Origin of the sequence: Thiomonas sp. OC7, from assembly GCF_900634595.1 — a bacterium.
GTDB lineage: Bacteria > Pseudomonadota > Gammaproteobacteria > Burkholderiales > Burkholderiaceae_C > Thiomonas > Thiomonas arsenitoxydans.
In genome coordinates this window covers 3,338,532-3,363,512 of the sequence record NZ_LR131953.1, presented here as the reverse complement: position 1 = coordinate 3,363,512, position 24,981 = coordinate 3,338,532, and the positions used below count along the sequence as shown (strand labels likewise).

General features: G+C 61.9%; 25 protein-coding genes. 3 read left to right on the top strand and 22 right to left on the bottom strand.

What is annotated here, in order from left to right; genetic code table 11:
- Positions 1–32 precede the first annotated feature (32 nt).
- Positions 33–1,709: a PhoH family protein gene (locus BIO17B3_RS16135; protein ID WP_156054793.1), complete on the top strand. Its 1,677-nt coding sequence runs from the start codon at positions 33–35 to the stop codon at positions 1,707–1,709.
- A gap of 23 nt (positions 1,710–1,732) precedes the next feature.
- Here the strand turns inward: BIO17B3_RS16135 and dnaB are convergent, their stop codons facing one another.
- The 6 genes from dnaB to ppsA all read right to left on the bottom strand — a co-directional run bounded on the left by dnaB (position 1,733) and on the right by ppsA (position 7,215).
- Positions 1,733–3,091: a replicative DNA helicase gene (gene dnaB, locus BIO17B3_RS16130; protein WP_041608999.1), complete on the bottom strand. Its 1,359-nt coding sequence runs from the start codon at positions 3,089–3,091 to the stop codon at positions 1,733–1,735.
- A 138-nt stretch (positions 3,092–3,229) separates the two neighbouring features.
- Positions 3,230–3,682 carry a 50S ribosomal protein L9 gene (gene rplI / locus BIO17B3_RS16125; RefSeq protein WP_156054792.1) on the bottom strand — a complete coding sequence of 151 codons (453 nt, stop codon included), beginning with the start codon at positions 3,680–3,682 and terminating at the stop codon, positions 3,230–3,232.
- A gap of 15 nt (positions 3,683–3,697) precedes the next feature.
- On the bottom strand, positions 3,698–3,988 hold the full coding sequence (gene rpsR, locus BIO17B3_RS16120) for a 30S ribosomal protein S18 (RefSeq protein WP_013106369.1): 291 nt from the start codon (positions 3,986–3,988) through the stop codon (positions 3,698–3,700).
- A 3-nt stretch (positions 3,989–3,991) separates the two neighbouring features.
- The gene (gene priB, locus BIO17B3_RS19495) at positions 3,992–4,282 is read right to left on the bottom strand and encodes a primosomal replication protein N (protein ID WP_013123686.1); all 291 of its coding nucleotides are present in this window, start codon (positions 4,280–4,282) and stop codon (positions 3,992–3,994) included.
- A gap of 23 nt (positions 4,283–4,305) precedes the next feature.
- On the bottom strand, positions 4,306–4,668 hold the full coding sequence (gene rpsF / locus BIO17B3_RS16110) for a 30S ribosomal protein S6 (RefSeq protein WP_013106371.1): 363 nt from the start codon (positions 4,666–4,668) through the stop codon (positions 4,306–4,308).
- Between the two features lie 159 nt (positions 4,669–4,827).
- A complete protein-coding gene (ppsA, locus tag BIO17B3_RS16105; protein ID WP_156054791.1) occupies positions 4,828–7,215 on the bottom strand; it encodes a phosphoenolpyruvate synthase in 2,388 nt (795 codons plus the stop codon).
- A gap of 139 nt (positions 7,216–7,354) precedes the next feature.
- Between ppsA and BIO17B3_RS16100 the strand changes: the two genes are divergently transcribed.
- Both BIO17B3_RS16100 and BIO17B3_RS16095 read left to right on the top strand, forming a co-directional pair.
- Positions 7,355–8,173, top strand: a complete 819-nt coding sequence (locus BIO17B3_RS16100) for a pyruvate, water dikinase regulatory protein (protein WP_013106373.1) — start codon at positions 7,355–7,357, stop codon at positions 8,171–8,173.
- Positions 8,174–8,185: 12 nt separating this feature from the next.
- Entirely contained in the window at positions 8,186–9,244 is a 1,059-nt protein-coding gene (locus tag BIO17B3_RS16095; protein ID WP_013106374.1) for a DegV family protein, read from the top strand.
- Between the two features lie 3 nt (positions 9,245–9,247).
- On the opposite strand, the gene BIO17B3_RS16090 is transcribed toward BIO17B3_RS16095, so the two are convergent.
- From BIO17B3_RS16090 to rpsB, 16 genes are all read right to left on the bottom strand, one after another.
- Positions 9,248–10,036 carry an RNA methyltransferase gene (locus BIO17B3_RS16090; RefSeq protein ID WP_156054790.1) on the bottom strand — a complete coding sequence of 263 codons (789 nt, stop codon included), beginning with the start codon at positions 10,034–10,036 and terminating at the stop codon, positions 9,248–9,250.
- The gene (gene rnhB / locus BIO17B3_RS16085) at positions 10,033–10,677 is read right to left on the bottom strand and encodes a ribonuclease HII (protein ID WP_156054789.1); all 645 of its coding nucleotides are present in this window, start codon (positions 10,675–10,677) and stop codon (positions 10,033–10,035) included. The genes BIO17B3_RS16090 and rnhB overlap by 4 nt, the downstream gene beginning before the upstream one ends.
- The gene (lpxB, locus tag BIO17B3_RS16080) at positions 10,674–11,822 is read right to left on the bottom strand and encodes a lipid-A-disaccharide synthase (RefSeq protein WP_156054788.1); all 1,149 of its coding nucleotides are present in this window, start codon (positions 11,820–11,822) and stop codon (positions 10,674–10,676) included. The genes rnhB and lpxB overlap by 4 nt, the downstream gene beginning before the upstream one ends.
- 7 nt (positions 11,823–11,829) lie before the next feature.
- Complete coding sequence (lpxA, locus tag BIO17B3_RS16075) at positions 11,830–12,621, bottom strand: acyl-ACP--UDP-N-acetylglucosamine O-acyltransferase (RefSeq protein ID WP_156054787.1); 792 nt, start codon at positions 12,619–12,621, stop codon at positions 11,830–11,832.
- Positions 12,622–12,629: 8 nt separating this feature from the next.
- Positions 12,630–13,079 (bottom strand): 3-hydroxyacyl-ACP dehydratase FabZ, encoded by a 450-nt coding sequence (gene fabZ, locus BIO17B3_RS16070; protein WP_156054786.1) that lies wholly within the window; start codon positions 13,077–13,079, stop codon positions 12,630–12,632.
- The gene (gene lpxD / locus BIO17B3_RS16065; RefSeq protein WP_156054785.1) at positions 13,076–14,143 is read right to left on the bottom strand and encodes a UDP-3-O-(3-hydroxymyristoyl)glucosamine N-acyltransferase; all 1,068 of its coding nucleotides are present in this window, start codon (positions 14,141–14,143) and stop codon (positions 13,076–13,078) included. The genes fabZ and lpxD overlap by 4 nt, the downstream gene beginning before the upstream one ends.
- Before the next feature lie 32 nt (positions 14,144–14,175).
- Positions 14,176–14,661 carry an OmpH family outer membrane protein gene (locus BIO17B3_RS16060; protein ID WP_156055315.1) on the bottom strand — a complete coding sequence of 162 codons (486 nt, stop codon included), beginning with the start codon at positions 14,659–14,661 and terminating at the stop codon, positions 14,176–14,178.
- Positions 14,662–14,751: 90 nt separating this feature from the next.
- The gene (gene bamA, locus BIO17B3_RS16055) at positions 14,752–17,055 is read right to left on the bottom strand and encodes an outer membrane protein assembly factor BamA (protein WP_370512648.1); all 2,304 of its coding nucleotides are present in this window, start codon (positions 17,053–17,055) and stop codon (positions 14,752–14,754) included.
- Complete coding sequence (gene rseP, locus BIO17B3_RS16050) at positions 17,055–18,419, bottom strand: RIP metalloprotease RseP (RefSeq protein ID WP_156054783.1); 1,365 nt, start codon at positions 18,417–18,419, stop codon at positions 17,055–17,057. The genes bamA and rseP overlap by 1 nt, the downstream gene beginning before the upstream one ends.
- 9 nt (positions 18,420–18,428) lie before the next feature.
- A complete protein-coding gene (ispC, locus tag BIO17B3_RS16045) occupies positions 18,429–19,634 on the bottom strand; it encodes a 1-deoxy-D-xylulose-5-phosphate reductoisomerase (protein WP_156054782.1) in 1,206 nt (401 codons plus the stop codon).
- On the bottom strand, positions 19,631–20,473 hold the full coding sequence (locus BIO17B3_RS16040) for a phosphatidate cytidylyltransferase (RefSeq protein ID WP_156054781.1): 843 nt from the start codon (positions 20,471–20,473) through the stop codon (positions 19,631–19,633). Before BIO17B3_RS16040 ends, ispC begins: the two co-directional genes overlap by 4 nt.
- A gap of 24 nt (positions 20,474–20,497) precedes the next feature.
- Positions 20,498–21,235, bottom strand: coding sequence for a polyprenyl diphosphate synthase (gene uppS / locus BIO17B3_RS16035; RefSeq protein ID WP_156054780.1), 738 nt, complete (start codon positions 21,233–21,235; stop codon positions 20,498–20,500).
- 66 nt (positions 21,236–21,301) lie between these two features.
- Positions 21,302–21,862, bottom strand: coding sequence for a ribosome recycling factor (gene frr, locus BIO17B3_RS16030; protein WP_013106387.1), 561 nt, complete (start codon positions 21,860–21,862; stop codon positions 21,302–21,304).
- A gap of 86 nt (positions 21,863–21,948) precedes the next feature.
- A complete protein-coding gene (gene pyrH, locus BIO17B3_RS16025; protein WP_013106388.1) occupies positions 21,949–22,659 on the bottom strand; it encodes a UMP kinase in 711 nt (236 codons plus the stop codon).
- 141 nt (positions 22,660–22,800) lie between these two features.
- Positions 22,801–23,679: a translation elongation factor Ts gene (gene tsf, locus BIO17B3_RS16020; protein ID WP_156054779.1), complete on the bottom strand. Its 879-nt coding sequence runs from the start codon at positions 23,677–23,679 to the stop codon at positions 22,801–22,803.
- Positions 23,680–23,799: 120 nt separating this feature from the next.
- The gene (gene rpsB / locus BIO17B3_RS16015) at positions 23,800–24,558 is read right to left on the bottom strand and encodes a 30S ribosomal protein S2 (RefSeq protein ID WP_013106390.1); all 759 of its coding nucleotides are present in this window, start codon (positions 24,556–24,558) and stop codon (positions 23,800–23,802) included.
- Positions 24,559–24,981 lie beyond the last annotated feature (423 nt).

Below are 24,981 nucleotides of genomic sequence, written 5' to 3'. Positions count from 1 at the left end.
TTCCCACGTCTGCAAGCCTATCCATACGCCTCATGCCCCTGCCTCCCCCACCCAAGTCCATGGGCAGCCTGCTGACCCAAGCTGCTCCGTCGATCACACAGACGCCCTCCGCTTCGCGAAAAACCACGGCGCTCGACAAGGCCGGCCCAATACCTCAGGAGACCGCGCCAGCGGTCGCAGTTGTGTCGGCGGCGACGCAGCCCGCGGCATCTACGCGCCAAACACGCCAGCCGATATCGCGTGAGGCTGACCCCACTGCGGCTGATCGTCCCGCCCAGAAGGCGGTGCAGCCCAAGCGGGCGCCCATTGCCCAGCAACCCGCCAAGCTGTTCGTCCTCGACACCAATGTGCTGCTGCACGACCCGATGTCGCTCTACCGCTTTGAAGAGCACGACATCTATCTGCCGATGGTCACGCTGGAAGAACTGGACGCGCACAAAAAGGGCCTGTCGGAAGTGGCGCGCAATGGCCGCCAGGTCAGCCGCGAGCTTGATGCTTTGGTGGCCGATACCGGCAGCGGCATCGACCAGGGCATCGCACTGAATCGCACCGGCCATGCGGAGGCCAAGGGACGCCTGTTCTTCCAGACCCGCGCGCACGATGTCGAACTGCCCATCGCACTGCCTCAGGGCAAGGCAGACAACCAGATCCTGGCGGTGCTGCAGGATCTCACGCACATTCATACCGAGCGGCCTGTGGTGCTGGTGTCCAAGGACATCAATATGCGCGTGAAAGCCCGCGCCCTGGGGCTGCATGCCGAGGATTACGCCAACGACAAGACGCTAGACGACGCCGATCTGCTCTACACCGGCATGATGGTGCTACCGCCCGATTTCTGGGATCGGCAGGCCAAGTCGGTGGAAAGCTGGCAGCAGGGCGGCAACACCTTTTACCGGGTGCAGGGCAAGTTCGTCGCACAGATGCTGGTCAATCAGGCCGTTTATTGGGAGAGCGGCAGCGCCCCGCCGCTCTACGCGCGGGTGAAGGAAATCCGCTCGAACACCGCCGTGCTGCAGGTCATGCGCGACCACACGCACCAGAAAAACGCCATCTGGGGCGTCACGGCGCGCAACCGCGAACAGAACTTCGCCCTCAACCTGCTGATGGACCCGGATGTGGATTTCGTCACATTGGCGGGACAGGCCGGTACCGGCAAGACCCTGCTCGCGCTCGCCGCGGGCCTGTCTCAGGTGCTGGACGCCCGGCGGTACAACGAAATCATCGTGACCCGCGTGACCGTTCCCGTGGGCGAAGACATCGGCTACTTACCGGGCACCGAAGAAGAAAAGATGGGCCCTTGGATGGGCGCGCTCGACGACAACCTCGAAGTGCTCAATCAGAGCGAAGGGGGCAACACCGGCGGCGAGTGGGGCCGGGCCGCCACGCAAGACCTCATCCGCTCCAAGATCAAGATCAAGAGCATGAACTTCATGCGGGGCCGCACGTTTCTCAACAAATACGTCATCATCGACGAAGCTCAGAACCTCACGCCCAAGCAAATGAAAACCCTGATCACCCGCGCGGGCCCCGGCACCAAACTGGTATGCATGGGCAATATCGCGCAGATCGACACGCCCTACCTCACCGAAGGCAGCTCAGGCATGACTTTTGTGGTGGACCGTTTCAAGGGCTGGGGCCACAGTGGTCACGTCACTCTGGCCAGAGGCGAACGCAGCCGCCTGGCCGACTACGCCAGCGAAGTGCTGTAAGCGCGGGAGAAGCTGGCGCGCGATCAGAATTCGCGCGTCAGATTTTCAAACCGCGTCAGCGGCTTGAGGAAGGCGAGATGCACCACGCCGATCGGCCCGTTACGCTGTTTGCCGATAATGACTTCAGCCACCCCGGCGTCTTTCGAGTCTTTGTTGTAGACCTCGTCGCGGTAGATGAACAGGATCACGTCGGCATCCTGCTCGATGGCGCCCGATTCACGCAGATCGCTCATCACCGGGCGTTTGTCGGTGCGCTTTTCGAGGTCGCGATTGAGCTGCGACAGCGCGATCACCGGGCAATGCAGTTCCTTGGCCAGAGCCTTGAGCGAGCGTGAAATCTCGGAGATTTCAGTGGCGCGGTTCTCGCCGTCTCGCGACGACGACATGAGCTGCAGGTAATCGACCACGATCAAGCCCAGCCGCCCGCCGAACTGACGGGCCAGACGTCGCGAACGCGCCCGCAGTTCCAGCGGATTGAGCGCCGGGGTTTCGTCGATGTGCATGTGCACGTCTTGCAAGCGCTCAATGGTTTCGGGCAAACGCGTCCACTCGTCTTCGGAGAGTTGGCCGGTACGCAGATGGCTCTGGTCGATCCGCCCCATCGAACCCACCACGCGCAACACCAGCTGCGACGCGCCCATTTCCATACTGAACACCGCCACCGGCAGTTGCTCATTGATCGCCACATGTTCGGCAATGTTCAGCGAAAACGCCGTCTTGCCCATGGAAGGACGGCCGGCAACGATGACCAGATCACCAGGCTGCAAACCCGCGGTCATCCGGTCCAGATCGGCAAAACCCGTGGGCACCCCGGTGGTATCAGCGCCGCCGCGCTCGGCCAACTCGCTCACCCGCTTGAGCAACTCACCCAGCAGGCCCTTCATCGACTGGAAGCCCGCGGCGGATTTGGCCCCCTCCTCCGAGATGGCGAAAATACGCGACTCGGCCTCGTCGAGAATTTGCTGCACGCCCCGCCCTTGCGGGTTGAGCGCGTTCTGTGCAATCTCGTCGCTGATGGTCACCAGTTGGCGCAGCACCGCGCGCTCGCGCACGATCTCGGCATATCGGCGAATGTTCGCAGCGCTGGGCACGCACTGCGCCAGCGAATTCAGGTAGGGCAGCCCGCCGCATTCCTCGTGCTTGCCGATGGATTGCAGCGCCTCCAGCACGGTGATCACGTCAGCCGGTTTGCTCAGATTGATCAGGTCGGCGATGGCCTGGAAAATCGCCCGGTGCTCGAACCGATAAAACTGCGCCGCCACCAGCAGATCGGCGACCTTGTCGAAGGCCTGGTTGTCGAGCAACAGCCCGCCCAGCACCGACTGCTCTGCCTCGATGGAGTGCGGCGGCGTGCGAATGGCGTCTAGGGCTTGGTCTTGCATGGCGGTGGGCGGCAAATGCCATCCAAAAATAAAAAGCGACTTGGCATTGTGCCGCACGCAGCGGCACAAACCAGAAACGAAGCAGAGACAACAAGGGCCGCATTCGCGGCCCTTGTGTCCAGCGCGAAAACCCCGCGATTACATCGCTTCGGGTTTGACCTGCAGGGTGATGTCGGTGACGACATCGGTATGCAGGGCGATCGATACCGGATGCTCACCCGTGGTCTTGACGTGACCCGCCGGGAAGCGAACCTGCGACTTGCTCACTTCAATGCCTTGCTTGGCCAGGGCTTCGGCCACGTCGCCGTGGGTCACGGAGCCGAACAAGCGGCCATCCACACCGGCTTTCTGCACCAGGGTGATGACCAGGCCATTGAGCTTCTCACCGGCGGCTTGCGCCTGCATCAGCTTTTCAGCCGCCAGCTTTTCCATCTCGGCGCGACGCGCCTCGAACTCCGCCATGGCCGCGGCCGTGGCACGGCGCGCCATCTTCTTGGGGATCAGGAAGTTGCGGGCGTAGCCGTCCTTGACCTTGACCACGTCACCCAGATTGCCGACGTTCAGAACTTTTTCGAGAAGAATGATTTGCATGGTGTCGTCCCCGGATTAGCCCTTGTGCAGGTCGGTGTAGGGCAACAGCGCCAGAAAGCGCGCGCGCTTGATGGCGGTGTTGAGCTGGCGCTGGTAGTGCGCGCTGGTGCCGGTCAGGCGGGCGGGAATGATGCGAGCGTTTTCCGCAATCAGATCCTTGAGCACATCGACATCCTTGTAGTCGATCTGCTCAACCTTGGCGACGGTGAAACGGCAGAAGCGCTTGCGCTTGAACAGAGAAGACTGCTGGTTGCGACGAGCGCGCTTCGGGTCGTTCTTTTTGTCGAATTTGCGTGGTGGTGCCATGATTTAAACCTCAATGTATTGTGTGACGTGCAACTTCATCTGGCGCGAGCCGCGACGCGATGCACGCAGGAAACCGGAAACTTGCAACAGGACTCCAGGACTGAGACGGTGCATTTCGTGAGCAATCTTCCCAAACCCGACACAGCCGATCTGAAGCTGCACTTCGCAAGGCATGTCTGCCTCGGACTGGGTCGATTGATGCTGCAACACAAAATCCAGTGCTTCGATTCCGGCCGGCGTGTAGCGGAGTTCGCCCCGCTCGGCCAAAATGCCCTGAAGTTCGAGCCGATTGATCTGGCCGCTATTCAGGCCATTTTTCAGGCTGTTTGCTCCTGTTGGGCCTTGCGAGCCTCGTCGCGCTCGACCTGCTTCATCATGATGGAAGGCGCGGTTTCGGCCTTGTCCGTCTTGATCACCAGGCTGCGCAGCACGGCATCGTTGAACTTGAAGCTGTGCTCGAGTTCGCGCAGGGTTTCCAGGTCGCACTCGATATTCATGCAGGCGTAATGCGCCTTGGCAAGCTTCTGAATGGGATAGGCCAGTTGGCGGCGGCCCCAGTCTTCAACCCGGTGGATCTGGCCCGCCTTGGCGGTCACGGCGCTTTTGTAGCGCTCGATCATCGCGGGCACTTGCTCGCTTTGATCCGGGTGGAAAATCAACACAATCTCATAGTGACGCATGCAGATTCCTTCAAATGCGGCAGGGCGCAGCCCCCCTTAGGGTGAGGCCTACGCGCTGTCCTTGTGGATAGAAGCCGCCCGGAGCGCAAAAAGCGTCAATTCCGGCACAACCGGTGCGGCAAGGAACCAAGCATTATAGACGAATCGTCTTCGAGGCTCTCAATGTTTCGCCAACTGTTGCCAGGTGGCAATCACGGTGTCGGGATTGAGGGAGATCGACGAGATGCCCTGCTCCATCAGCCATTGCGCCAGATCGGGGTGATCGGACGGCCCCTGACCGCAGATGCCCACATACTTGCCCTCGGCGCGGCAGGCGGCAATCGCTTGCGCCAGCAGCACCTTCACCGCCGGATCGCGTTCGTCGAAAGCCTGCGCCACCAAGCCGGAGTCACGGTCCAGCCCTAGGGTGAGCTGGGTCAGGTCGTTGGAGCCGATGGAGAAGCCATCGAAATATTGCAGGAACTCCTTGGCCAGCACGGCGTTCGACGGCACTTCGCACATCATGATGATGCGCAGGCCGTTTTCTCCGCGCTTGAGGCCGTGACGGCCCAGCAGGTTGATAACGCCTTCTGCTTCGCCCAGTGTGCGAACGAAGGGCACCATGATCTCGACGTTGTCCAGCCCCATCTGTTCGCGCACCCGTTTGAGGGCGACGCACTCCATCTCGAAGCTCTGCGCAAAGTCGGGTGAGACATAACGCGAAGCCCCGCGGAAACCCAACATGGGGTTTTCTTCGTCCGGCTCATAGCGCGAGCCGCCGATGAGCTTTTTGTATTCGTTGGACTTGAAGTCAGACAAGCGCACGATGACGGGCTTGGGATAGAACGCCGCGGCTATGGTGGCGATTCCTTCGGCCAGTTTGTCCACATAAAACGCGCGCGGGCTGACATGGCCGCGCGCCACGCTCTCCACCGCCTTTTTTAGATCGGAGTCGACATTCGGATACTCGAGCACCGCGCGAGGATGCACGCCGATATTGTTGTTGATGATGAACTCCAAACGCGCCAGACCCACGCCCTGATTGGGCACCTGCGAAAAATCGAAGGCCAGGGTGGGATTGCCCACGTTCATCATGATCTTCGTCGGCACCTCGGGCATGGCGCCGCGGGCGACTTCGGTCACTTCGGTTTCGAGCAGGCCGTCGTAGATCTGGCCGGTATCGCCCTGCGCGCAGGACACCGTGACTAGCATGTCGTCCTTGAGCACGTCGGTCGCATGCCCGCAGCCGACCACGGCGGGAATGCCGAGTTCACGGGCGATGATGGCGGCGTGGCAGGTGCGCCCCCCGCGGTTGGTGACGATGGCCGAGGCCTTTTTCATCACCGGCTCCCAGTTCGGGTCCGTCATATCGGTAACCAGCACATCACCCGCCTGAACGAGGTGCATATCGGTGATGGAATGCACCACCCGCACCGGCCCGGCGCCGATTTTCTGGCCGATGGCACGACCCGTGACCAGCACGGCGCCCTTGCCCTTCAGGGTGTAGCGCTGTTCGGTACGCGTGTGTCCGTTGGACTTCACCGTCTCGGGGCGAGCCTGCAGGATGTAGAGGTGGCCGTCGATGCCGTCCTTGCCCCACTCGATGTCCATCGGACGCTGGTAATGCGCCTCGATGGTCATGGCAAAGCGCGCCAGCTCCTGCGCCTCGGCGTCAGTCAGGCAGTAGCGATTGCGCAGTTCGGAGGGAGTGTCGACCGTCTGCACCAGATGCGGCGACCCCGCGGGCGCAAACTCCATGCGGATCAGTTTGGAGCCAAGATTGCGGCGGATCACTGCCTCCTTGCCCGCCTTGAGCGTGGGCTTGAACACGTAAAACTCATCAGGATTCACCGCCCCCTGCACCACCGTCTCGCCCAAGCCGTAAGACGCGGTGATGAACACCACATCCGGAAAGCCCGACTCGGTGTCGAGCGTGAACATCACGCCAGACACCGCCTTGTCGCTTCGCACCATACGCTGCACACCGGCCGATAGCGCCACATCGCTGTGCACAAAGCCCTTGTGCACCCGGTAGGAAATCGCGCGGTCGTTGTAGAGCGAGGCAAAGACGTGCTTGATTTTTTCCAGCACCGCGTCGATGCCGCTCACGTTCAGATAACTTTCCTGCTGCCCGGCGAATGAAGCGTCGGGCAAATCTTCCGCCGTAGCTGAAGACCGCACCGCGAACGACGCCTCTGGATTGCCCGCAGTGAGATTGGCATAAGCGCCGCGGATGGCCTGCTCCAGATCGGCCGGGAACGGCGTTTCGATCACCCACTGGCGGATTTGCGCGCCGCAGCGCTCCAGGGCGCGCACATCGTCGGCGTCCAACTCTTTGAGCATCGTCTCGATGCGCTCCCCCAGTCCCCCGGCACGCAGGAATTGCCGGAAGGCGTGCGCCGTGGTGGCGAACCCGCCTGGAACCCGAACCCCGCTGCCGGAGAGCTGGCTGATCATTTCTCCAAGCGACGCATTCTTGCCGCCGACCTGATCGATGTCGCTCATTCGCACATCATCGAGCTGCAAAATGAGCTCATTGCCGCTGTGGGCGGTGTTTTGCTGGGTCATGATGAAAGTCCTTCATAGAATGAAAAAACTGGGCTCGGCGTGATCGTGGCGAAAATGACATGTCTTGTTCGAGTTGGTATCGCCGTCTTCGCAAGTCACACTGACAATGCGGCTCATTCTAGGTTTTGAACGCTGACACATGCCTAACCGCTCGGTCTTTTTCGTCTCGGACGGCACCGGAATCGCTGCCGAGACCTTCGGCAACTCCGTTCTGGCGCAATTCGACGTGCAGCCCCACCGCATTCGCCTGCCGTTTGTCGACACGGTGGAGAAGGCGGTGCATGCGGTCGAGCGCATCAACGAGGTCGAACGCGCCGAGGGCAAGCCGCCGATTGTGTTCGTCACCCTGGTGCACCCGGACGTGCTCGACATCATTCAGGGCGCACGCGCGCTGGTGCTCGACATGTTCAACAGCTTCGTGCAACCGCTCGAAGTGGCGTTCGGGGCCAAATCCAACCATCGCATCGGACGATTTTCCGATGCGGCCTACAGCCCGCAGTATCACAACCGCATCGACGCGATCAATTTTTCGCTCATGCACGATGACGGCCAGTCCACCCGAAATCTGACGGAGGCTGAAGTCATTCTGGTGGGTGTGTCGCGTTGCGGCAAAACACCCACTTCGCTCTATCTCGCTATGCAGCATGGCGTGAGGGCGGCGAACTATCCGCTCATTCCCGACGATTTCGAACGCATGCGCCTGCCCGACGGGCTGAACGGTTTGCGGCACAAACTGTTCGGGCTGTCGATCACGCCCGAGCGTCTGAGCGAAATCCGCACCGAGCGGCGGCCCAACAGCCGTTACGCGGCGCTCGACAACTGCCGCTATGAAGTGAGTGAGGCGGAAAAACTCATGCGGCGCGAGGGCATCCGCTGGTTGTCGTCCACGCACAAGTCCATCGAAGAGATCGCCACCACTATCCTGCAGCAGATCCGCCCGGATCGGCTGGAATATTGAGCGCTACCCGCCATGCACGACGACGATAAAAACGCCTATCTATTGGGATTCGCCTCGACCCAACAAAAAATTCCCGAACGCGAGGAAGCGCTGCCCATCGACCCCGACCGGGCGCAGATTCCGCTCACCGGGTTGATGGTCGATGCGGGCACCGATCTGTCGGGCACGATGGCGGCGGACCGGCGGGTGCGCATTCTGCCGCTGACCATCCAGTGGCCGGGCCGAACGCTGCTGGACAAAGGGACGGCGGAAGTTCGCACCGTTTCGCGCCAGCTCAGCCACGAGCGCATCCGCAGCGCCGAGGTCAGCGCGCCATCCGTCGAGGCGCTGAGCTACCGCATGCACCCGCATCTGGCGCTCAACTTCGACCGGCTGCTGCTGCTCGCCACCCACCCAGCTCTGGTGGAGGCCAGCCGCAGCGTGGAGCAGATGTTCAAAGATCATCAGGACGAAATCACCCACCTGCGCCGCGAACGCCACCTCCGGCCCGACTATGCCCTGGAGGTGATCAACACCCGTTCGCTGCTGAGCGGCCCGGCCCTGCAGGCGCGCCTGCTGCTGAACTCTCCCGAGATGCGCATGGGCGATATCCCGGGTCTGCGGCGGCTTGCCCAAACGCTGGCCGATCAGACCGAGGTGTGGCTGGCGCCGGGCCATCCCGCTGACGTCGCCTTCACGCTGGGGCGGCTTGAGCATCCCGATCTGTCTCCCTGGGTGCAAGCCTGCAGCACGCGCCTGACCCAAATCATGCACCGCTATCCGGTGCTGAGTTGCAAGGCCGGGGCGTTCGGGCTGGAAGCGCGGACGAGCAAGTGGAAATCGGCCGCGTCGCGGGTGATCGACGCGGCGGCGCAAGCCATCTGGACAAACGCGCTTGCGGCCCCGGTGATCCAGCTCAGCTTCGATGGCAGCATTCGCGAATTGCGCGACTGGCCCGAAATGCAGGCGCTGAAAAAAATGGCTGCTGAAAATGAAGTGAAGCTCCACGTCACCCACATGAGTCTGGGTGGCCGGGTCTGGGCCTCGGCCCAGTCGCTGTCGCTGGCGTTGCTGCGCAAGCCCGCGGGCTAAAACCTAGCCCGGCGAATTGCTGAACTGAGACTGCCGCACACCCTCGTAGAGGCAGATCGCCGCAGACGCGGCGACGTTGAGCGACTCCACGCCATCGGCCTGGGGAATACGCACCAGCGCGGAACACTTGGCCACCAGCGCATCTGAAATCCCCTGTCCTTCATTGCCGAAGATCCAGGTCACGGGTTCCTTCAAATCGAGTTCGTACAACACCGTGTCAGCCTGCATGTGCGTGGCATAGATCGGGCGCGGCACGATGTTGAGCACCTGCTCCCAGGGCGGATCTTCGAACACCGGAATGACGAAGTGCGCGCCCATGGCAGACCGTAGCACTTTGGGCGACCACACCCCGGCGCAACCCCGCAGCAGATACACCGCACCGCAGCCCGATGCCGCGGCGGTGCGCAGCATGGTGCCCACATTGCCGGCGTCCTGCACCCGGTCGAGGATGAGCGCGCTGCCCGGACGGGGCTTGGACGACTTGGGACGGGCGATCAGCATGCCCACCGGCGGGCCGTTCTCCACCGCAGTGATCCAGTTGAACAGGGCCTGATGCAAGACCACCGTCTGCGTGGTGCCGACGCGCTCGACCAGCGCCGCGATTTCCGGGTCGAGCAGGCCTGTATCGGTGGTGATCAGCGGCTCAGCGGCATGGCCAGCGGCGAGCGCGGCTTCGATGAGATGAATGCCTTCGAGCCAGACCTGGCCGAGCTTGCGCACCGCGCCCGGTTCGGTGGACAGGCTACGCAGGGTTTTGATCAGCGGGTTTTCAGCCGAGGTAATACGCTTCACGACACGACGTCCTTCAACGTGGGAGGGCGGATAGACTGAGCCAACAGGCGGCGGATAGGGGCAAAGCTGCGGCGGTGTGCGGCGCAGGGCCCCAGTGTAAGCAACGCCGCGCGGTGCGCCGCGGTGCCGTAGCCGCTGTGGCGCTCGAAACCATAACCCGGGTAGCGCTGCGCCAGCTCGGTCATCAGGCGATCGCGGTACACCTTGGCGATGATGGAAGCCGCGCTGATCGCAGGCTGCACCGCATCGCCGCCCACGATGGCGCGACAGGGCATGGCCACCTGGGGAGTCTGATTGCCATCGACGAGCAACAGGTCGATCTTGCAGGGCAGCGCCGCCACGGCGCGCTGCATGGCCAGCAGCGTGGCTTGCAGAATATTGCGCTGATCGATTTCTTCGACCGAGCTCTCGGCGATGCTCCAACCCAGGCTGTACGCCCGGATTTGCGCATCAAGTTCCTCGCGACGGCGAGCGCTGAGCAGCTTGGAGTCGGCCAACCCGGCAATGGGATGGGCGGGATCGAGCACCACCGCCGCGGCCACCACCGGCCCCGCCCACGGCCCGCGCCCGACTTCGTCGCAGCCGGCAATCAGGGCAACAGGAGCACCGTCTTCTGCGGCGAATAAGGCGGCCTGCGTCATGCCGGAATCATGTCGAGAATGGCCTGCGAGGCCAGCGCGGCCGTATCGCGCCGCAAACTCAGGTGCATATCAGTGAAGCGGTCTTGCAGGTGCTGCAATTGCGCCGGGTGCTCCAGCAAGTCGCTGGCCGCATCGGCCAGGGCCAGCGGGGTGCAATCGTGCTGCAACAGCTCGGGCACCAGACGTTTGCCTGCGAGGATGTTGGGCAGCCCGACATCGGGCAGATAACCCCGGCCCGACATCATGCGGTAAGAGAGCGCCGACATGCGATAGCCGATCACCATGGGCCGCTTGAACAAGGCACATTCCAGCGTGGCAGTGCCACTGGCGACCAGGGCGAGATGGCAGGCGGCGAGAACGGTGTGCGACTGACCGTCGATCAGGTGCAAGGGAAGGTCGGGATGAGCGGCCGCCGCCTGCAACACCATGGGTCGCAGGCCCGCATGAGCAATCGGCACAACCACCCGTGACATCAGGCCGCGCTGCACCAGCAAAGCGGCGGCGGCCAAAAACGGCGCGATGAGATGCTTCACCTCGGCTTGGCGACTCCCTGGCAACACGGCCAGACAGCGGGCGTCTGCGGGCAGAGCCAGCGCCCGCCGCGCCGCCTCGCGGTCGGGCTCCAGAGGAATGACCTCGGCCAGGGGGTGGCCGATGTAAGTCGCCTTCACGCCCGTATCGGCATAGAGCGCGGGCTCGAAGGGAAAAATACAGAGCATGTGATCCACAGCCTGGCGAATCAGTTCGATGCGCTCGCGCCGCCACGCCCAGATGGACGGGCTCACCAGATGCGCAACCGGTATGCCCGCCTGCCGCAGGCGACGTTCCAACTGCAAATTGAAATCCGGCGCGTCCACGCCGACGAACACCGCCGGCGGCTCGGCCAGAAGGCGCCCGCGCAAACGCCGGCGCATCAGCAGCAGTTCGGGCAGGCGCGCCAGCACGTCGGCATAGCCATTCACCGCGAGCCGTTCGCTGGGCCACCAGGCATCGAAACCCGCGGCCTGCATGCGCGGGCCGCCGATGCCCACGCTGCTTAGACCAGGCGCCCGGTCGTGCAGGGCCCTGAGCAAATGCCCGGCCAGCAGATCGCCGGAAGCCTCACCAGCGACGAAGGCCAAAGTCGCCGAAGCACGGGCGGTCATCACCCGCTCAGGGCCGGACGATGCCACGCCCAGCCTCAGCCAGGAACGCCTGCAGCACGCCGAGCGCCTCGGCCGACTGCGGCCGCTCGGCCAGCAGATCGGCCAGGGCGGTGCGTGCCTGCTCCAGCGACAGCCCCTGCCGATACAGCAAACGGTAGGCGGCGCGCAGCGCGGAGATTTGATCGGGCGAATAGCCTCTGCGCCTCAGCCCTTCGGCATTGATGCCGTGCGGTTTGGCAGGATTGCCCGCCACCAGGGTATAGGGCGGCACGTCCTGCAGAATGACCGAGCTGATGCCGGTCATCACATGGGCGCCAATGCGCACGAACTGATGCACGCCGGTATAGCCGCCCAGCACGGCCCAGTCGCCCACATGAACATGGCCGGCCAGCTGCGCATTGTTGGCAAAGATGGTGTGGTGGCCCACCTGACAGTCGTGCGCGATATGCACATAGGCCATGATCCAGTTGTCGTCTCCGACCCGGGTGATGCCGCCATCTTGTACCGTGCCGATGTGCAGGGTGCAGTATTCGCGGATCACATTGCGGTCGCCGATCTCCAGCGCCGTATCTTCGCCTTTGTATTTCTTGTCCTGTGGCTCGCCGCCGATCACGCTGAACGGATGCAGCCGGTTGTCGGCGCCAATGCGGGTTCGCCCTTCGATGATGACATGCGCGCCCACGCGCGTGCCCGCACCGATGCGCACCTTGGGGCCGATCAGGGCGTAGGGGCCGATCTCGACATCGTCGGCGATTTCCGCGCCCGGATCGACCTGCGCCGTGGAATGAATCTTGGGCATGCTGGCCTTCAGGGCACGCTGCGCTCGGTGCACATCAATTCGGCCTGCGCGACCACGCGGCCCTCGACCGAAGCCTCTGCCGTGAACTTGTAGATGCCCCGCATATTGCGCGTCATCTCGACGTACAGATCGAGCCGATCGCCCGGCATAACGGGCTGTTTGAAGCGCGCATTGTCGATGCCCACCAGGTAATACAGCGACCCCTGCGCCGGTGTTTTTCCCACCGAACCAAACGCCAGAATGCCCGAAGCCTGCGCCAGCGCCTCCAAAATCAGCACGCCAGGCATGATGGGCTTCTGCGGGAAATGGCCGGTGAAAAACGGCTCGTTGAAGGTGACGTTCTTGTAGGCCTTGATGTACTTGCCATTCACTTGCTCGACCACGCGATCGACGAGCAGCATGGGGTAACGATGCGGAAGCAGTTCAAGGATTTGCGTGATGTCTTGCGTGGTCGTCATGTCGATGGTTCTGTTTTCAAAGACTTGGTGTGTTGTTCTATATGTTGTTCCAAACGGCGGATGCGGTCTCGCAGTTGATGCAACTGGCGCACGGTCGCCGCATTGCGCTCCCAGTTGGCATGGGTATCCAGCGGAAAAGCGCCGGTGTACATACCCGGCTGACGCACGGAGCGCGAAACCAGCGACATGCCGCCGATGACCACGCCATCGGCAATGCTCAAGTGTCCCGCAATGCCGACCCCTCCGCCGATAAAGCAGTAGGCGCCGATCTCCGCACTGCCCGATATGCCCACGCAACCCGCCAGCGCGGTATGCGCGCCGATGCGCACGTTGTGGGCAATCTGCACCAGATTGTCGATTTTCACGCCCAAGCCGATTTCGGTATTGTCGAGCGCACCGCGATCGATGGTGCTGTTCGCTCCCACCTCTACGTCGTCTTCGAGCACGGCGATGCCGACTTGGGCGATCTTCACTCCGGCGCCGCTGGCATCCCGCGCATAACCAAAACCGTCGCTGCCGACCACCGCACCCGACTGCAACACGCAACGCGCTCCGAGTCGACACCCCCAGGCCACGCTACTGCGCGGATGAAGCACCGAACCGGCGCCGATCACCGCATCGCGCCCCACGAAGCAGCCTGCCCCGATATGCGCCGCTTCCCCAATTTGCGCACCCGCTTCGATGACCGCAAAGGCGTCCACCCGCGCAGCGGGAGAAACCTGAGCCGCAGGATCGATCTGCGCGGTGGCATGACACCCCGGCTCAAACGGCGGCTGCCGCAAGGCCCAAAACCACTGCGACAGGTGTGCGTAATACAAATAAGGATCGCGGGCGACAATCGCATTGCCCGAGCGCGGCAACGCACCGCGAAGCGACTCGGGCAGGATGACCGCACCGGCCGCGGTCTCGGCCAGTTGCGGGCGCAGCTTGTCCCGGTTCAGGAAGGTAATGTCGGATGCTGTTGCCGAGCCGATAGGCCGCAGGCGCTGAACGACCGCTTGCCCGTTTCCGATGAGTTCGCCGCCAAGCCGGGCTGCAATCTGCTCAAGCGTGAGGCCATCCATAGAGATGCCAGGCGTCGACACAGCCGACTGGCTCACTTGCCCGACTGAGCATCCAGCGCTTTGAGCACCTTGTCGGTGATGTCGATGCGCGGATTGACGTACACCGCTTCCTGGAAAATGATGTCGTAGTGATCTTTCAGGGCGATGTCGCGCACGACCTTGTTGGCCTTGTCGAGCACCGAGGCCAGCGCTTCGTTGCGGCGGGCATTGAGGTCTTCGGAAAACTCACGCTGCTTGCGCTGGAATTCGCGGTTCATGTCCACAAGGTTCTGCTGCGCCTTGATGCGATCTGCATCCGACATGACCGGACCATTCTTTTCCAGGCTCTCGTTGGCCGCCTTGATCTTGGCCGCCATGTCCTGCAGATCCTTGTCGCGCTTGGAAAACTCGGCCTCCAGCTTCTGCTGGGCCGCCTTGGCCAGGGTTGAATCTTTCAGCACCCGTTCGGTGTTGATGAAGCCGATCTTGAAGGGTGCGTTGGCCGCCGTACCAGCCGCGGGCGCTGCCGTCTGCGCCATGACAGGCGTGCTGATCAAAAACGCGGTGGCACAAACCGCGGCCAGAAGAGTGCGAGATAGAGTGTGGAATTTCATGGAAATCGTATGAGGTTAGAAACCGGCGCCAACCGTGAACTGGAAACTCTGGAGTTTATCGGTGGACTTGTAGCGAACCGCCTTGGCCACACTGAACTTCAACGGGCCAATGGGTGAAATCCAGGACACGCCGATACCAATGGACGAGCGCATATCGCTCAGGCTGACTTTCTGGTTCTCGCCCCACACATAGCCGTTGTCATTGAACACCGACATGCGAAGCGATTTGTCCGCGCCGGTGCCGGGGAAAGGAAACTGATACTCGAAATCGGCAATCAGCATTTTGGCCCCGCCCAGCGCATTGCCCTGAGCATCTTGCGGGCCCAGCGAACTTTGCTGGAAGCCACGCACGGTGCCGATACCGCCGGCGTACAAATTCTTGAACACCGGCAAGGGGCGGCCGTTCAAACCGTGGGCATAACCGATCAAACCGTTGAACGCGAGATTGGTGGTTCGCGTAAGCGGCAGATACTGTTGGTATTGATAAGTGATGCGGTCGTAGCGCAGGGTGCTGAACGGACTGATCTCGAAGCTCAGGCGCTGATAGCGGCCATCGGTGGGCACCAGGGCGCTGTTGCGGCTGTCGCGCTGCCAGCCGATGGTCAGCGGAATGCCGCTTGATGTCTTGCCGAACTGGTTGACATAGGCGATGTAGGAGGCCGGCGCACCCGGAGAGAGGTCCAGGGTGTAGCGCTCATAACCGGCGCCGAAAAACACCCGGTCTTCTTCGGTGAACGGAATGCCGAACTGAAGGTTGAACCCCGGGGTGACGATCTTGTAATTGCTACCCTGGCTGGTGTATGGCTGGATGGTGCGGTAATACGCATTCACCGTGCGGCTGATGCCGTCTTCGGTGAAGTACGGATTGGTGCTCGACACCGACAGCGTGCGGTAGTAGCTCGACGTGTTGAAGTCGACCGCGAGGTTGTTGCCGCTGCCAAAAATATTGTCTTGGCTGATGCCGGCGTTGAACGACAGTTTGTCCGCACTCGAAAAGCCCACGCCCAGAGACAGACTGCCCGTAGGCTTCTCCTCCACGTTCATGTTGAGATCGACCTGATCGTTGGTGCCCGGCACTTCACGCGGCTGCAGCGTCACCCCCTTGAAGTAGCCCAGACGATCCACCCGGTCGCGCGAGAGTTTGATGCGGTCGGAGTCGTACCAGGAGTCTTCGAATTGCCGGAATTCACGGCGAATCACTTCGTCCCGCGTGCGGGTGTTGCCCGCGATATCGATGCGGCGCACATAGATGCGCTTACCCGGATCGGCCGTGATGGTGAAGGAAACCTGATCCGTCTGACGATCGATCACCGGTTTGGCCTCGACCCGGGCGAAGGCATAGCCATACACGCCGAACTGATTTGTGATGGCCTTGACGCTCTCGTTGAGCGCCTGCGCACTGTAAGTCTCGCCCGGCTTGAGTTTGACCAGTGCGCGGAATTCATCGTCCTGCCCGAGATAGTTGCCCGCGAGTTGGTAGCCCGACACGGTGTACTTCGGCCCCTCGTGCACGTTGACGGTGATATAGATGCCGTCTTTGTCGGGCGACAGAGCCACCTGCGTGGAGTCGATGCGAAAATCGAGATAGCCCCGGTCTTGGTAGTAGGAACGCAGGGTCTCCAGATCGGTATTGAGCTTGGCCTTGGAATACTGATCGTCCTTGGTATACCAGCTCAGCCAACCCGGCGTGCTGAGGGTAAACAAGCCCAGCAACGTGCCTTCGCCGAACACCTTGTTGCCCACGACGCGGATGGAACGAATCTTGGCAATCTGCCCTTCGACTACGGTGAACAACACGTTCACCCGGTTGCGCGGCAGCGGCGTGGTCGTGACATTCACCTCGGTGCCATAGAAGCCCTTGGCCAGATATTGCTGCTTGAGTTCCTGCACGGCCTGATCGATGAGCGCTTGGTCGTAAGGCCGGGCTTCGGCAAGCCCCACGGAGGCGAGCGCCGTCGTCAAGGCCTTTTTGTCGAACTCCTTGGTTCCGGCGAACTCGACCCCGGCAATCGTCGGACGCTCCTCGACGATGAGGGTGACCACATCGTTGTCGGTTTCGATACGAACGTTCTTGAACAGCCCGGTGGCGAACAAGGCCCGAATGGCCGCCGCCCCACCCTCGGGCGTGTAGGTTTCACCGACCCGAAACGGCAGATAGCTGAACACGGTACCGGGTTCGGTTCTTTGCAGACCGTCAACGCGGATGTCCTTGATAGTGAACGATTCAGCTGCGTGTGCTTGCACGCCTGCAACAGCGATCACAACCGCCGTCGCACAACGAAGTGCGGGAGAAAACCTCAAATTGACCTCGAGCTGGATTAGTGCATCTGGCCGAGCAAGCGAACCAGATCGTTGTAGAGGGCGATGGCCATCATCATGGCGATGACCGCGAGACCGCCTTGCTGCAGCCTTTCTTGCCAGCGTTGCGAAACGCTGCGACGGGTCAATCCCTCGTACGCATAATACAGGAGATGCCCTCCGTCCAGAATGGGCAAAGGCAGCAGATTGAGCACGCCCAGGCTGACACTGACCACGGCCAGAAAGCTGATATACGCCATCCAGCCCAGCTCGGCGCTTTTACCCGCGTAATCGGCAATCGTGACCGGGCCGCTCAAGTTTTGCAACGAAGCCTGGCCGATCACCATGCGCCCGAGGGTCTTGAGGGTCAGGGCCGAAAGATCCCAGGTGCGCTGTACGCCGTCCTGCAAGGCCTGCAGCGGATTGCGCTCGATTTTCACTGTGGGAATTTCGCCGCCCAGCATGGCCTCGATGCGCAGGACCGCCTGGCCATTGACCTGCACCGGTTTCGCCTGCAACTGGGTTTGGAAAGTACGGCCATCGCGACGCACCTCAAGCTGCATCGGCTTGCCACCCGATGTTTGAATGGAGCGCATCAGGGCGTCTGCCGTGACGATGGGTTTGCCGTCCACTGCGACGATCCGGTCGCCCGCAAGCAGGCCGCTGCGCTGCGCCGGGCCGCCTGCGACCACTTCCCGAATCTCGGCCGGCGGGCTCTGCAGATGCAAACCGTAGCTGGTGAGAAACCCGGCGCTCTCCGCCGCTCGCATGCTCGAAGAAAAATCGAGAGCAATTTGTTGCGTCAGGCCGTCCGTTTTTCGTTCGACAACGAGCGCGAGTCGATCGCCGTTCATCGCAGCGTTCAGCAGCGTCCAGCGCAGCCCCGTCCAGCTCTGCACGGCTTCCTGCGAGCCGTCATGCACGACCGCCAAGACACGCTCACCGCCCTGCACTCCCGCTGCGGCAGCGGGCGAATGAACCGGCGGCGCGCCCAGTATGGCAACCGGCTCGCGCACGCCAGCGAACGCCACCACGGCAAACAGCAGGGTAGCGAGCAATAGATTGGCCGCTGGCCCTGCTGCAACGATGGCCGCGCGCTTGGACAGACTTTGTCGGTTGAACGCCCTCGGCAGTTCGGCCTCGGCCACTTCGCCCTCGCGTTCGTCGAGCATCTTCACATAGCCGCCGAGCGGAATCCAGGCCAGGGTGAATTCAGTTTTGTCGGCGCCTCGCGTCCAGCGCAGCAAGGGTCTGCCGAAGCCGATGGAAAACCGCAGCACCTTGACGCCGCACGCCACGGCCACACGGTAGTGACCGAACTCGTGGATGGTGATGAGCACGCCGAGTGCAAAGGCAAACGCCAGCAGGGTGATGAGCAGGTTCATGGTTTCGCGTCAGGCCAGTAGCGCCGCGCCGCCCCGCCCGGAGGGAGAGAGTTGCGCGACGCGCTGTTGCGCTTGGAGTCGCGTCTGGACGTCTAGTTCAGCCAGGGCCTCCAGGGAATTACAGCCCGCGCATTGTGCACTTGCCAGCAAATCCGCATTGATCCGGTGAATATCGGTAAACCGGATGCGCTGATGAAGGAAGGCGTCCACGGCCACTTCGTTGGCGGCATTGAGCACGGCGCAAGCGCCCACCGGCATGCGCAGTGCCTCGAAGGCCAGTGCCAGGCCCGGGAACCGCTGGGGATCGGGTTGTTCGAAATCGAGCCGTCCCACGCGCGCCAGGTCGAGCCACGGCGCGCCCGAGGCCATGCGGGCGGGATAGGACAGGCCGTAGGCGATAGGGGTGCGCATATCGGGCTGCCCGAGTTGGGCAATCACCGAGCCGTCGTGATAGTTGACCATCGAATGCACGATGCTCTGGGGATGGATCAGCACCTCGATCTGTTCGGGCCGCATGCCGAACAGATAGTGCGCCTCGATGACCTCCAGCGCCTTGTTCATCATGGTGGCGGAATCGACCGAGATCTTCGCGCCCATGCTCCAGTTCGGGTGGGCACAGGCCTCCGTCGGCGTGACCGCCTGCAAGGTGTGCGCGGCACGCTGGCGAAACGGCCCGCCCGAAGCGGTCAGCACGATATTGCGCACGTCCGCCTGCCAGCGGCTGCGATCATCGGGCAGACTTTGCTGAATGGCGCTGTGTTCGCTGTCGATGGGAATGAGATCGCCGCCTCCTTGCGCCAAGGCCTGCAACAGTAGATCGCCGGCGACGACCAGCGACTCTTTATTGGCCAGCAGCAGCCGTTTGCCGGCACGGGCCGCTGCGAGACTGGCCGACAGACCGGCGGCGCCCACGATGGCGGCCATGACCAGATCGACTTCGGGCGCGGCCGCCACGTCGTCGAGCGCCCGGGGGCCGCTCAATACTTCCGTCGGGCAATGCTCGGCGCGCAAACGTTGCTGCAGGCTGCTGGCCGCCTTCGCACTGCCGAGCACGGCGTAGTTCGGGCGAAATTCGAGACACTGCGCAAACAGTTTGTCGGCATTGCTGTGGGCTGCCAGGGCAAACACCCGAAACTGCTCTGGGTGCAGCGCCAGCACGGCCAGCGTATTGGCGCCGATCGAGCCGGTAGAGCCGAGAATGGTGACCGATTTCATAGCGCCAGCAGCAGCAAGGCCAGGGGCAACACGGGCAAGAGCGCGTCGATGCGGTCCAGCACGCCGCCATGTCCCGGCAGCAACTTACCGCTGTCTTTCAGCCCCGCCGCGCGTTTGAGCAGGGACTCGAACAGGTCGCCCGCAATGGCAAACGCCAGCAGCACGACGACCAGAATCGCGAGCCCGAATCCGCCGAACTGCGTGTTGAGCCGCGAAAAATAATTGGGGTAAATCGGCGCCAGACTCGCGCAGACTGCAGCGTAGAACAGCGTGGCGATCAGAGCCGTCCAGGCCCCGGCACGGGTCTTGCCAGGGCTGATCGACGGTGCGAGCTTGCGGCGCCCCCAGGCCCTGCCGCCAAAGTACGCCGCAATATCCGCCACCCAAACCAGCGCCAGCAAAGACAGCATGAAAAGCGCGCCCTGAACACGCAGTTGGACCAACGCCAGCCAGGCGGCCTGCAACAGCAAGAAGCCCAATAAAGTGAGCGCCAAAGGATGACGCAGCGCTGCGGGCAGGCGGGCCTTTGGCAGACTCATCCCCAACGCGAGCAACCATGCCGCGCTGCAGGCCAGCCAGAACCAGCGCCAGGCTGATGCCATCTGCCAGGCCTGCTGTTGCAATAGCCAGAGCAAGGCCGCCGCAATCACCGCCCAGAGCAAAGCCCAGAAGGACAACGCGCTAAAGCCTTGATAGCCAGCCAGCCGCGCCCACTCGCCCATGCCCACAGCACAAAACGCCAGCGCCAATAGCGCAAATGGCAGGGGATCGCGCCAGAACAAGGTGGGCAGCAAAAGTGCCATCAACACCAGGGCGGTCAGGACGCGCTGTCGCAGCATGATGCAGATGCGCCGCTCGCCGCCTCAGGCCGCGGCGGGCGATTTGGCCTCGGGAACGCCACCGAAACGACGCTGGCGGCTGGCAAAATCGGCCAGCGCTGCGTCAAAGGCTTCGGCATTGAAGTCGGGCCAGAGAATATCGCTGAAATAGAGCTCGGTGTAGGCCAGTTGCCAGAGCAGGAAATTGCTGATGCGATGCTCGCCCCCGGTGCGGATCAGCAGATCCGGGTCGGGCGAGTGCGACAGGGCCAGATGCCGCGCCAGCGCTTGCTGCGTGGGGGCCTCCTGCGCGGCTAACAGAGCTTGTGCCGCCTGCGTCATGTCCCAACGCCCGCCATAGTTGAGCGCCACGTTGAGCACCAGGGTGTCATTTTGGCGGGTCAACGCCTCGGACTGGTCGATGAGCGCGCGCATCTCGGCAGAAAAGGCCGACAGATCGCCCACCACATGCAACTGCACGCCTTGTCTGGCCAGTTCCGCAGACTCGCGCTGTAGCGCCTTGACGAACAGGTCCATCAAGGTCTGCACCTCCTCTGCCGGCCGCGCCCAGTTTTCAGAAGAAAACGCGAACACCGTGAGGTGCTTCACACCGATCTCCGCACAGTGACGCACGATTTTTTTCAGCGCGTCAACACCGAATTTATGCCCGGAGGAACGCGGCAAGAACCTTCGCTGCGCCCAGCGTCCGTTGCCATCCATGACCACCGCCACATGGCGTGGCAGCGTGGAGGGGTCGCGCTTGGCGATGGTTTTCTTGCTCATGCCATCAATATGAGAAACACAGCTTGGAACGCCGATCAGAGCAGCGGAACAATCCGCTGGCTCCCGTCAGACCGCCATGATCTCCGCTTCTTTTTGCGCCAGTTGTTTGTCGATCTCGGCAATGCAGCGGTCGGTAATTTTCTGCACCTCGTCCTGCGCGCGGCGCTCGTCGTCTTCGGAGACTTCTTTCGCTTTGACGAGGTCTTTGAGGCTTTGGTTCGCATCGCGGCGCAAATTGCGCACGGCCACCTTGGCCCCCTCGCCTTCTTGCTTGATGACTTTGACCAGATCGCGGCGGCGCTCTTCGGTCAGCGCAGGCATGGGCACGCGAATGATGTCGCCCTGCGTCTGGGGATTCAGACCCAGATCGGACTCACGAATCGCCTTTTCGACGGCCTGGACCATTTTCTTTTCCCACGGCTGCACGCTGATGGTGCGGGCATCGACCAGATTCATGTTCGCCACCTGATTAATCGCCATCATGGTGCCGTAGTAGTCCACCATCACATGGTCGAGCAAGCCGGTATGCGCGCGTCCGGTACGCACCTTGGCCAGATCGAGCTTGAGCGACTCGATCGACTTGTGCATTTTTTCTTCGGTGTTTTTCTTGATCTCTGCGATTCCCATGATGCACTCCAAAAACAGATCGGGAAAAAACAAAACCCGCTGCGCAAAAAGCAGCGCGGCGCGGGCCTCAAAGACTGCGATGGTAATCAGACGTAGACGTCCGTGCCTTCGTCCGCGCCTTGAACCACGCGCATCAGCGCCCCCGGCTTGAAAATGCTGAATACGCGAATCGGCATCTTCTGCTCACGGCACAGCGCAAAGGCCGTCGCGTCCATCACTTGTAAACGCCGCGCGATCGCCTCATCGAAGCTGATCCGCGCATAACGCTCGGCCTGCGGGTCTTTGGCCGGATCGGCGGTGTAGATGCCATCGACCTTGGTCGCCTTGAGCATGACCTCGGCACCAACCTCGGCTGCACGCAGCGCGGCGGCCGTATCGGTGGTGAAGAACGGATTGCCCGTGCCGCCGGCAAAAATCACCGACTTGCCTTCCTCGAGGTACTGCAGTGCCTTGGGCCGCACATAAGACTCGACGACCTGGTCGATGGCAATGGCCGACATCACGCGCGGATTCAGCCCGGCGTGCTTCATGGCGTCGCTCAGCGCGAGTGAATTCATCACCGTCGCCAACATGCCCATATAGTCTGCCGTCGCCCGGTCCATGCCCACAGCGCCCCCCGCCACTCCGCGGAAGATGTTGCCGCCACCGATGACTATCGCCAGCTGCACGCCAGAATGCACCACCTCGGCGATGTCCCGCACCATGGCCTCGATGGTGACGCGATTGATGCCATAAGCATCATCGCCCATCAGGGCCTCGCCCGAGAGCTTGAGCAGAACACGTTTGTATCCGGACATGGTGACTCCTGGCGAGCGGTAAAAAAGGCGAAAAGGCCGAGTTGGAGAAGCTGCAAAGAAGCGAGACGACAAGGTGCTAGGCGACCGGGCCCAATCGACCCAATTGGCCCAAATCGGTCCCGGTCAGCCGGGCGACAGCGCTCAACCTTGCTTGGCTGCAGCCATCTGTGCGGCCACCTCTTCCGCAAAATTCTCCGACTTTTTTTCGATGCCCTCACCCACCACGTACATGGTGAAGCCGTGCACCGTGGTGTTGGCGGATTTCAGCATTTGCTCGACCGTCTGCTTGTCGTTCTTGACGAACACCTGATCGAAGAGCGAGACTTCCTTGAGGTATTTCTGCACCGAGCCTTCAACCATCTTGGCAATGATCTCGGCGGGCTTGCCCGACTCGGCCGCTTTTTGCGAGGCGATTGAACGCTCTTTCTCGATCAGCTCGGCGGGCACCTGCGACGACGACAGCGCCACCGGCTTCATCGCGGCGATGTGCATGGCCACATCCTTGGCGGCCACTTCGTCGCCGGTGAACTCGACCATCACGCCGATGCGCGTACCGTGCAGATAGCTCACCAGCTTGTGATCGCCCGCAAAACGCTTGAAGCGACGAATGGTCATGTTCTCGCCGATCTTGCCGATCAGCTTGCTGCGGCGCGCTTCGATGGTTTCGCCATCGAGCGTCAGTGCCGACAGCGCCGCCACGTCGGCAGGGTTCTGCGCCGCGATCAACTGGGTCAGGTCTTTGCCGAAGGCCAGGAAATCGTCATTCTTGGCCACGAAATCGGTTTCGCAGTTCAGCTCGATCATCGCGCCGGTCGTGCCGTTGATATAGGCCGCCACGATGCCTTCGGCCGTCACGCGCGAAGCCGCCTTGCTGGCCTTGCTGCCGAGCTTGACGCGCAGGATTTCCTCAGCGCGATCCATATCGCCTTCGGCCTCGGTCAGCGCCTTTTTGCACTCCATCATCGGGGCATCGGTCTTGGCACGCAGTTCTGCCACCATGCTTGCGGTAATTGCCGCCATTGTTGAACTCCTTGAAATCGAAACTAGAAACGCAGTTGAAAAAAAGGGGCTGTGTATCGCAGCCCCGGGGTGTTTCAGGCCGGTGAATCGGGCCGTTGCAGCAGGATCATCTTGGCCCCGTCAAGCGGCAGGCGCGTCTTCCTGAACTTCGACGAATTCTTCTTCGCCCTCGGAGACGGCTTGCACGACTTCATTGACCGCGTCGTTCTTGCCTTCCAGGATGGCATCGGCCATGCCCTGCGCGTACAGCATCACGGCTTTGGCCGAGTCGTCGTTGCCCGGAATGATGTGAGTCACGCCCAGCGGGGAATGGTTGGTGTCGACCACGCCGATCACCGGAATGCCCAGCGTCTTCGCCTCGGCGATGGCAATCTTGTGGTAGCCCACGTCGATCACGAAAATTGCATCGGGCAGAGCCGCCATATCTTGAATGCCGCCGATGGATTTTTCCAGCTTATCCATTTCGCGCTGGAAGGTCAGCGCTTCTTTTTTGCTCATCTGCTCGAGCACACCCTCGGCCGCCTGGGCCTGCATGTCCTTGAGCTTCTTGATCGAGGTCTTGACCGTCTTGAAGTTGGTCAGCATGCCGCCGAGCCAGCGCTGGTCGACATAGGGCATGCCGCAACGCTCGGCCTGCTCACGCACGATTTCACCCGCCTGACGCTTGGTGCCGACGAACAGAATGGTGCCGCGGCGCGCAGCCAGTTGGCGAGCGAACTTTGCCGCCTCCAAGTACATCGGCAGCGTCTTTTCGAGGTTGACGATATGGATTTTGTTGCGATGGCCGTAAATGTACGGGGCCATCTTGGGATTCCAGAAGCGGGTTTGGTGACCGAAGTGCACCCCGGCTTCCAGCATTTGACGCATTGAGACTGACATAAAGTTTCCAATCCAAGTTGGGTCTGAAATCCGGCTCTGATTGGCACGCCGCCCAAATTCTCCAGTGCAAGCACCGGGTAACTTCGGCAGCGGCTCAACACCTGGTTGAGTCGGTTTGCGGGTGGTTTGCGCCACAGTTTGCGCCACACAATGACCTCGTGCTGAATTTTGAGCGATCCGTCAAATCACTCCCTCATTCGCGTTGGTAGCATGGCGCGCTCTGTGCTTCTGTTTTGTGCTGCTTGATGCGGGCCAGTCACTTTTTTGTTGCGCTGGCCCGGTGCTTTCTGAACGCTTTTTATGCGTTCATTCCGCACCGCACAAAACCCGAGCATCATAGCAGACTTCCGCCCACCCAGACCGACTGACGGGCTCGGCCTCGTCCTGCGTCTTTCAGTTTTTCTTTCAGCCCACCGCTCGTCT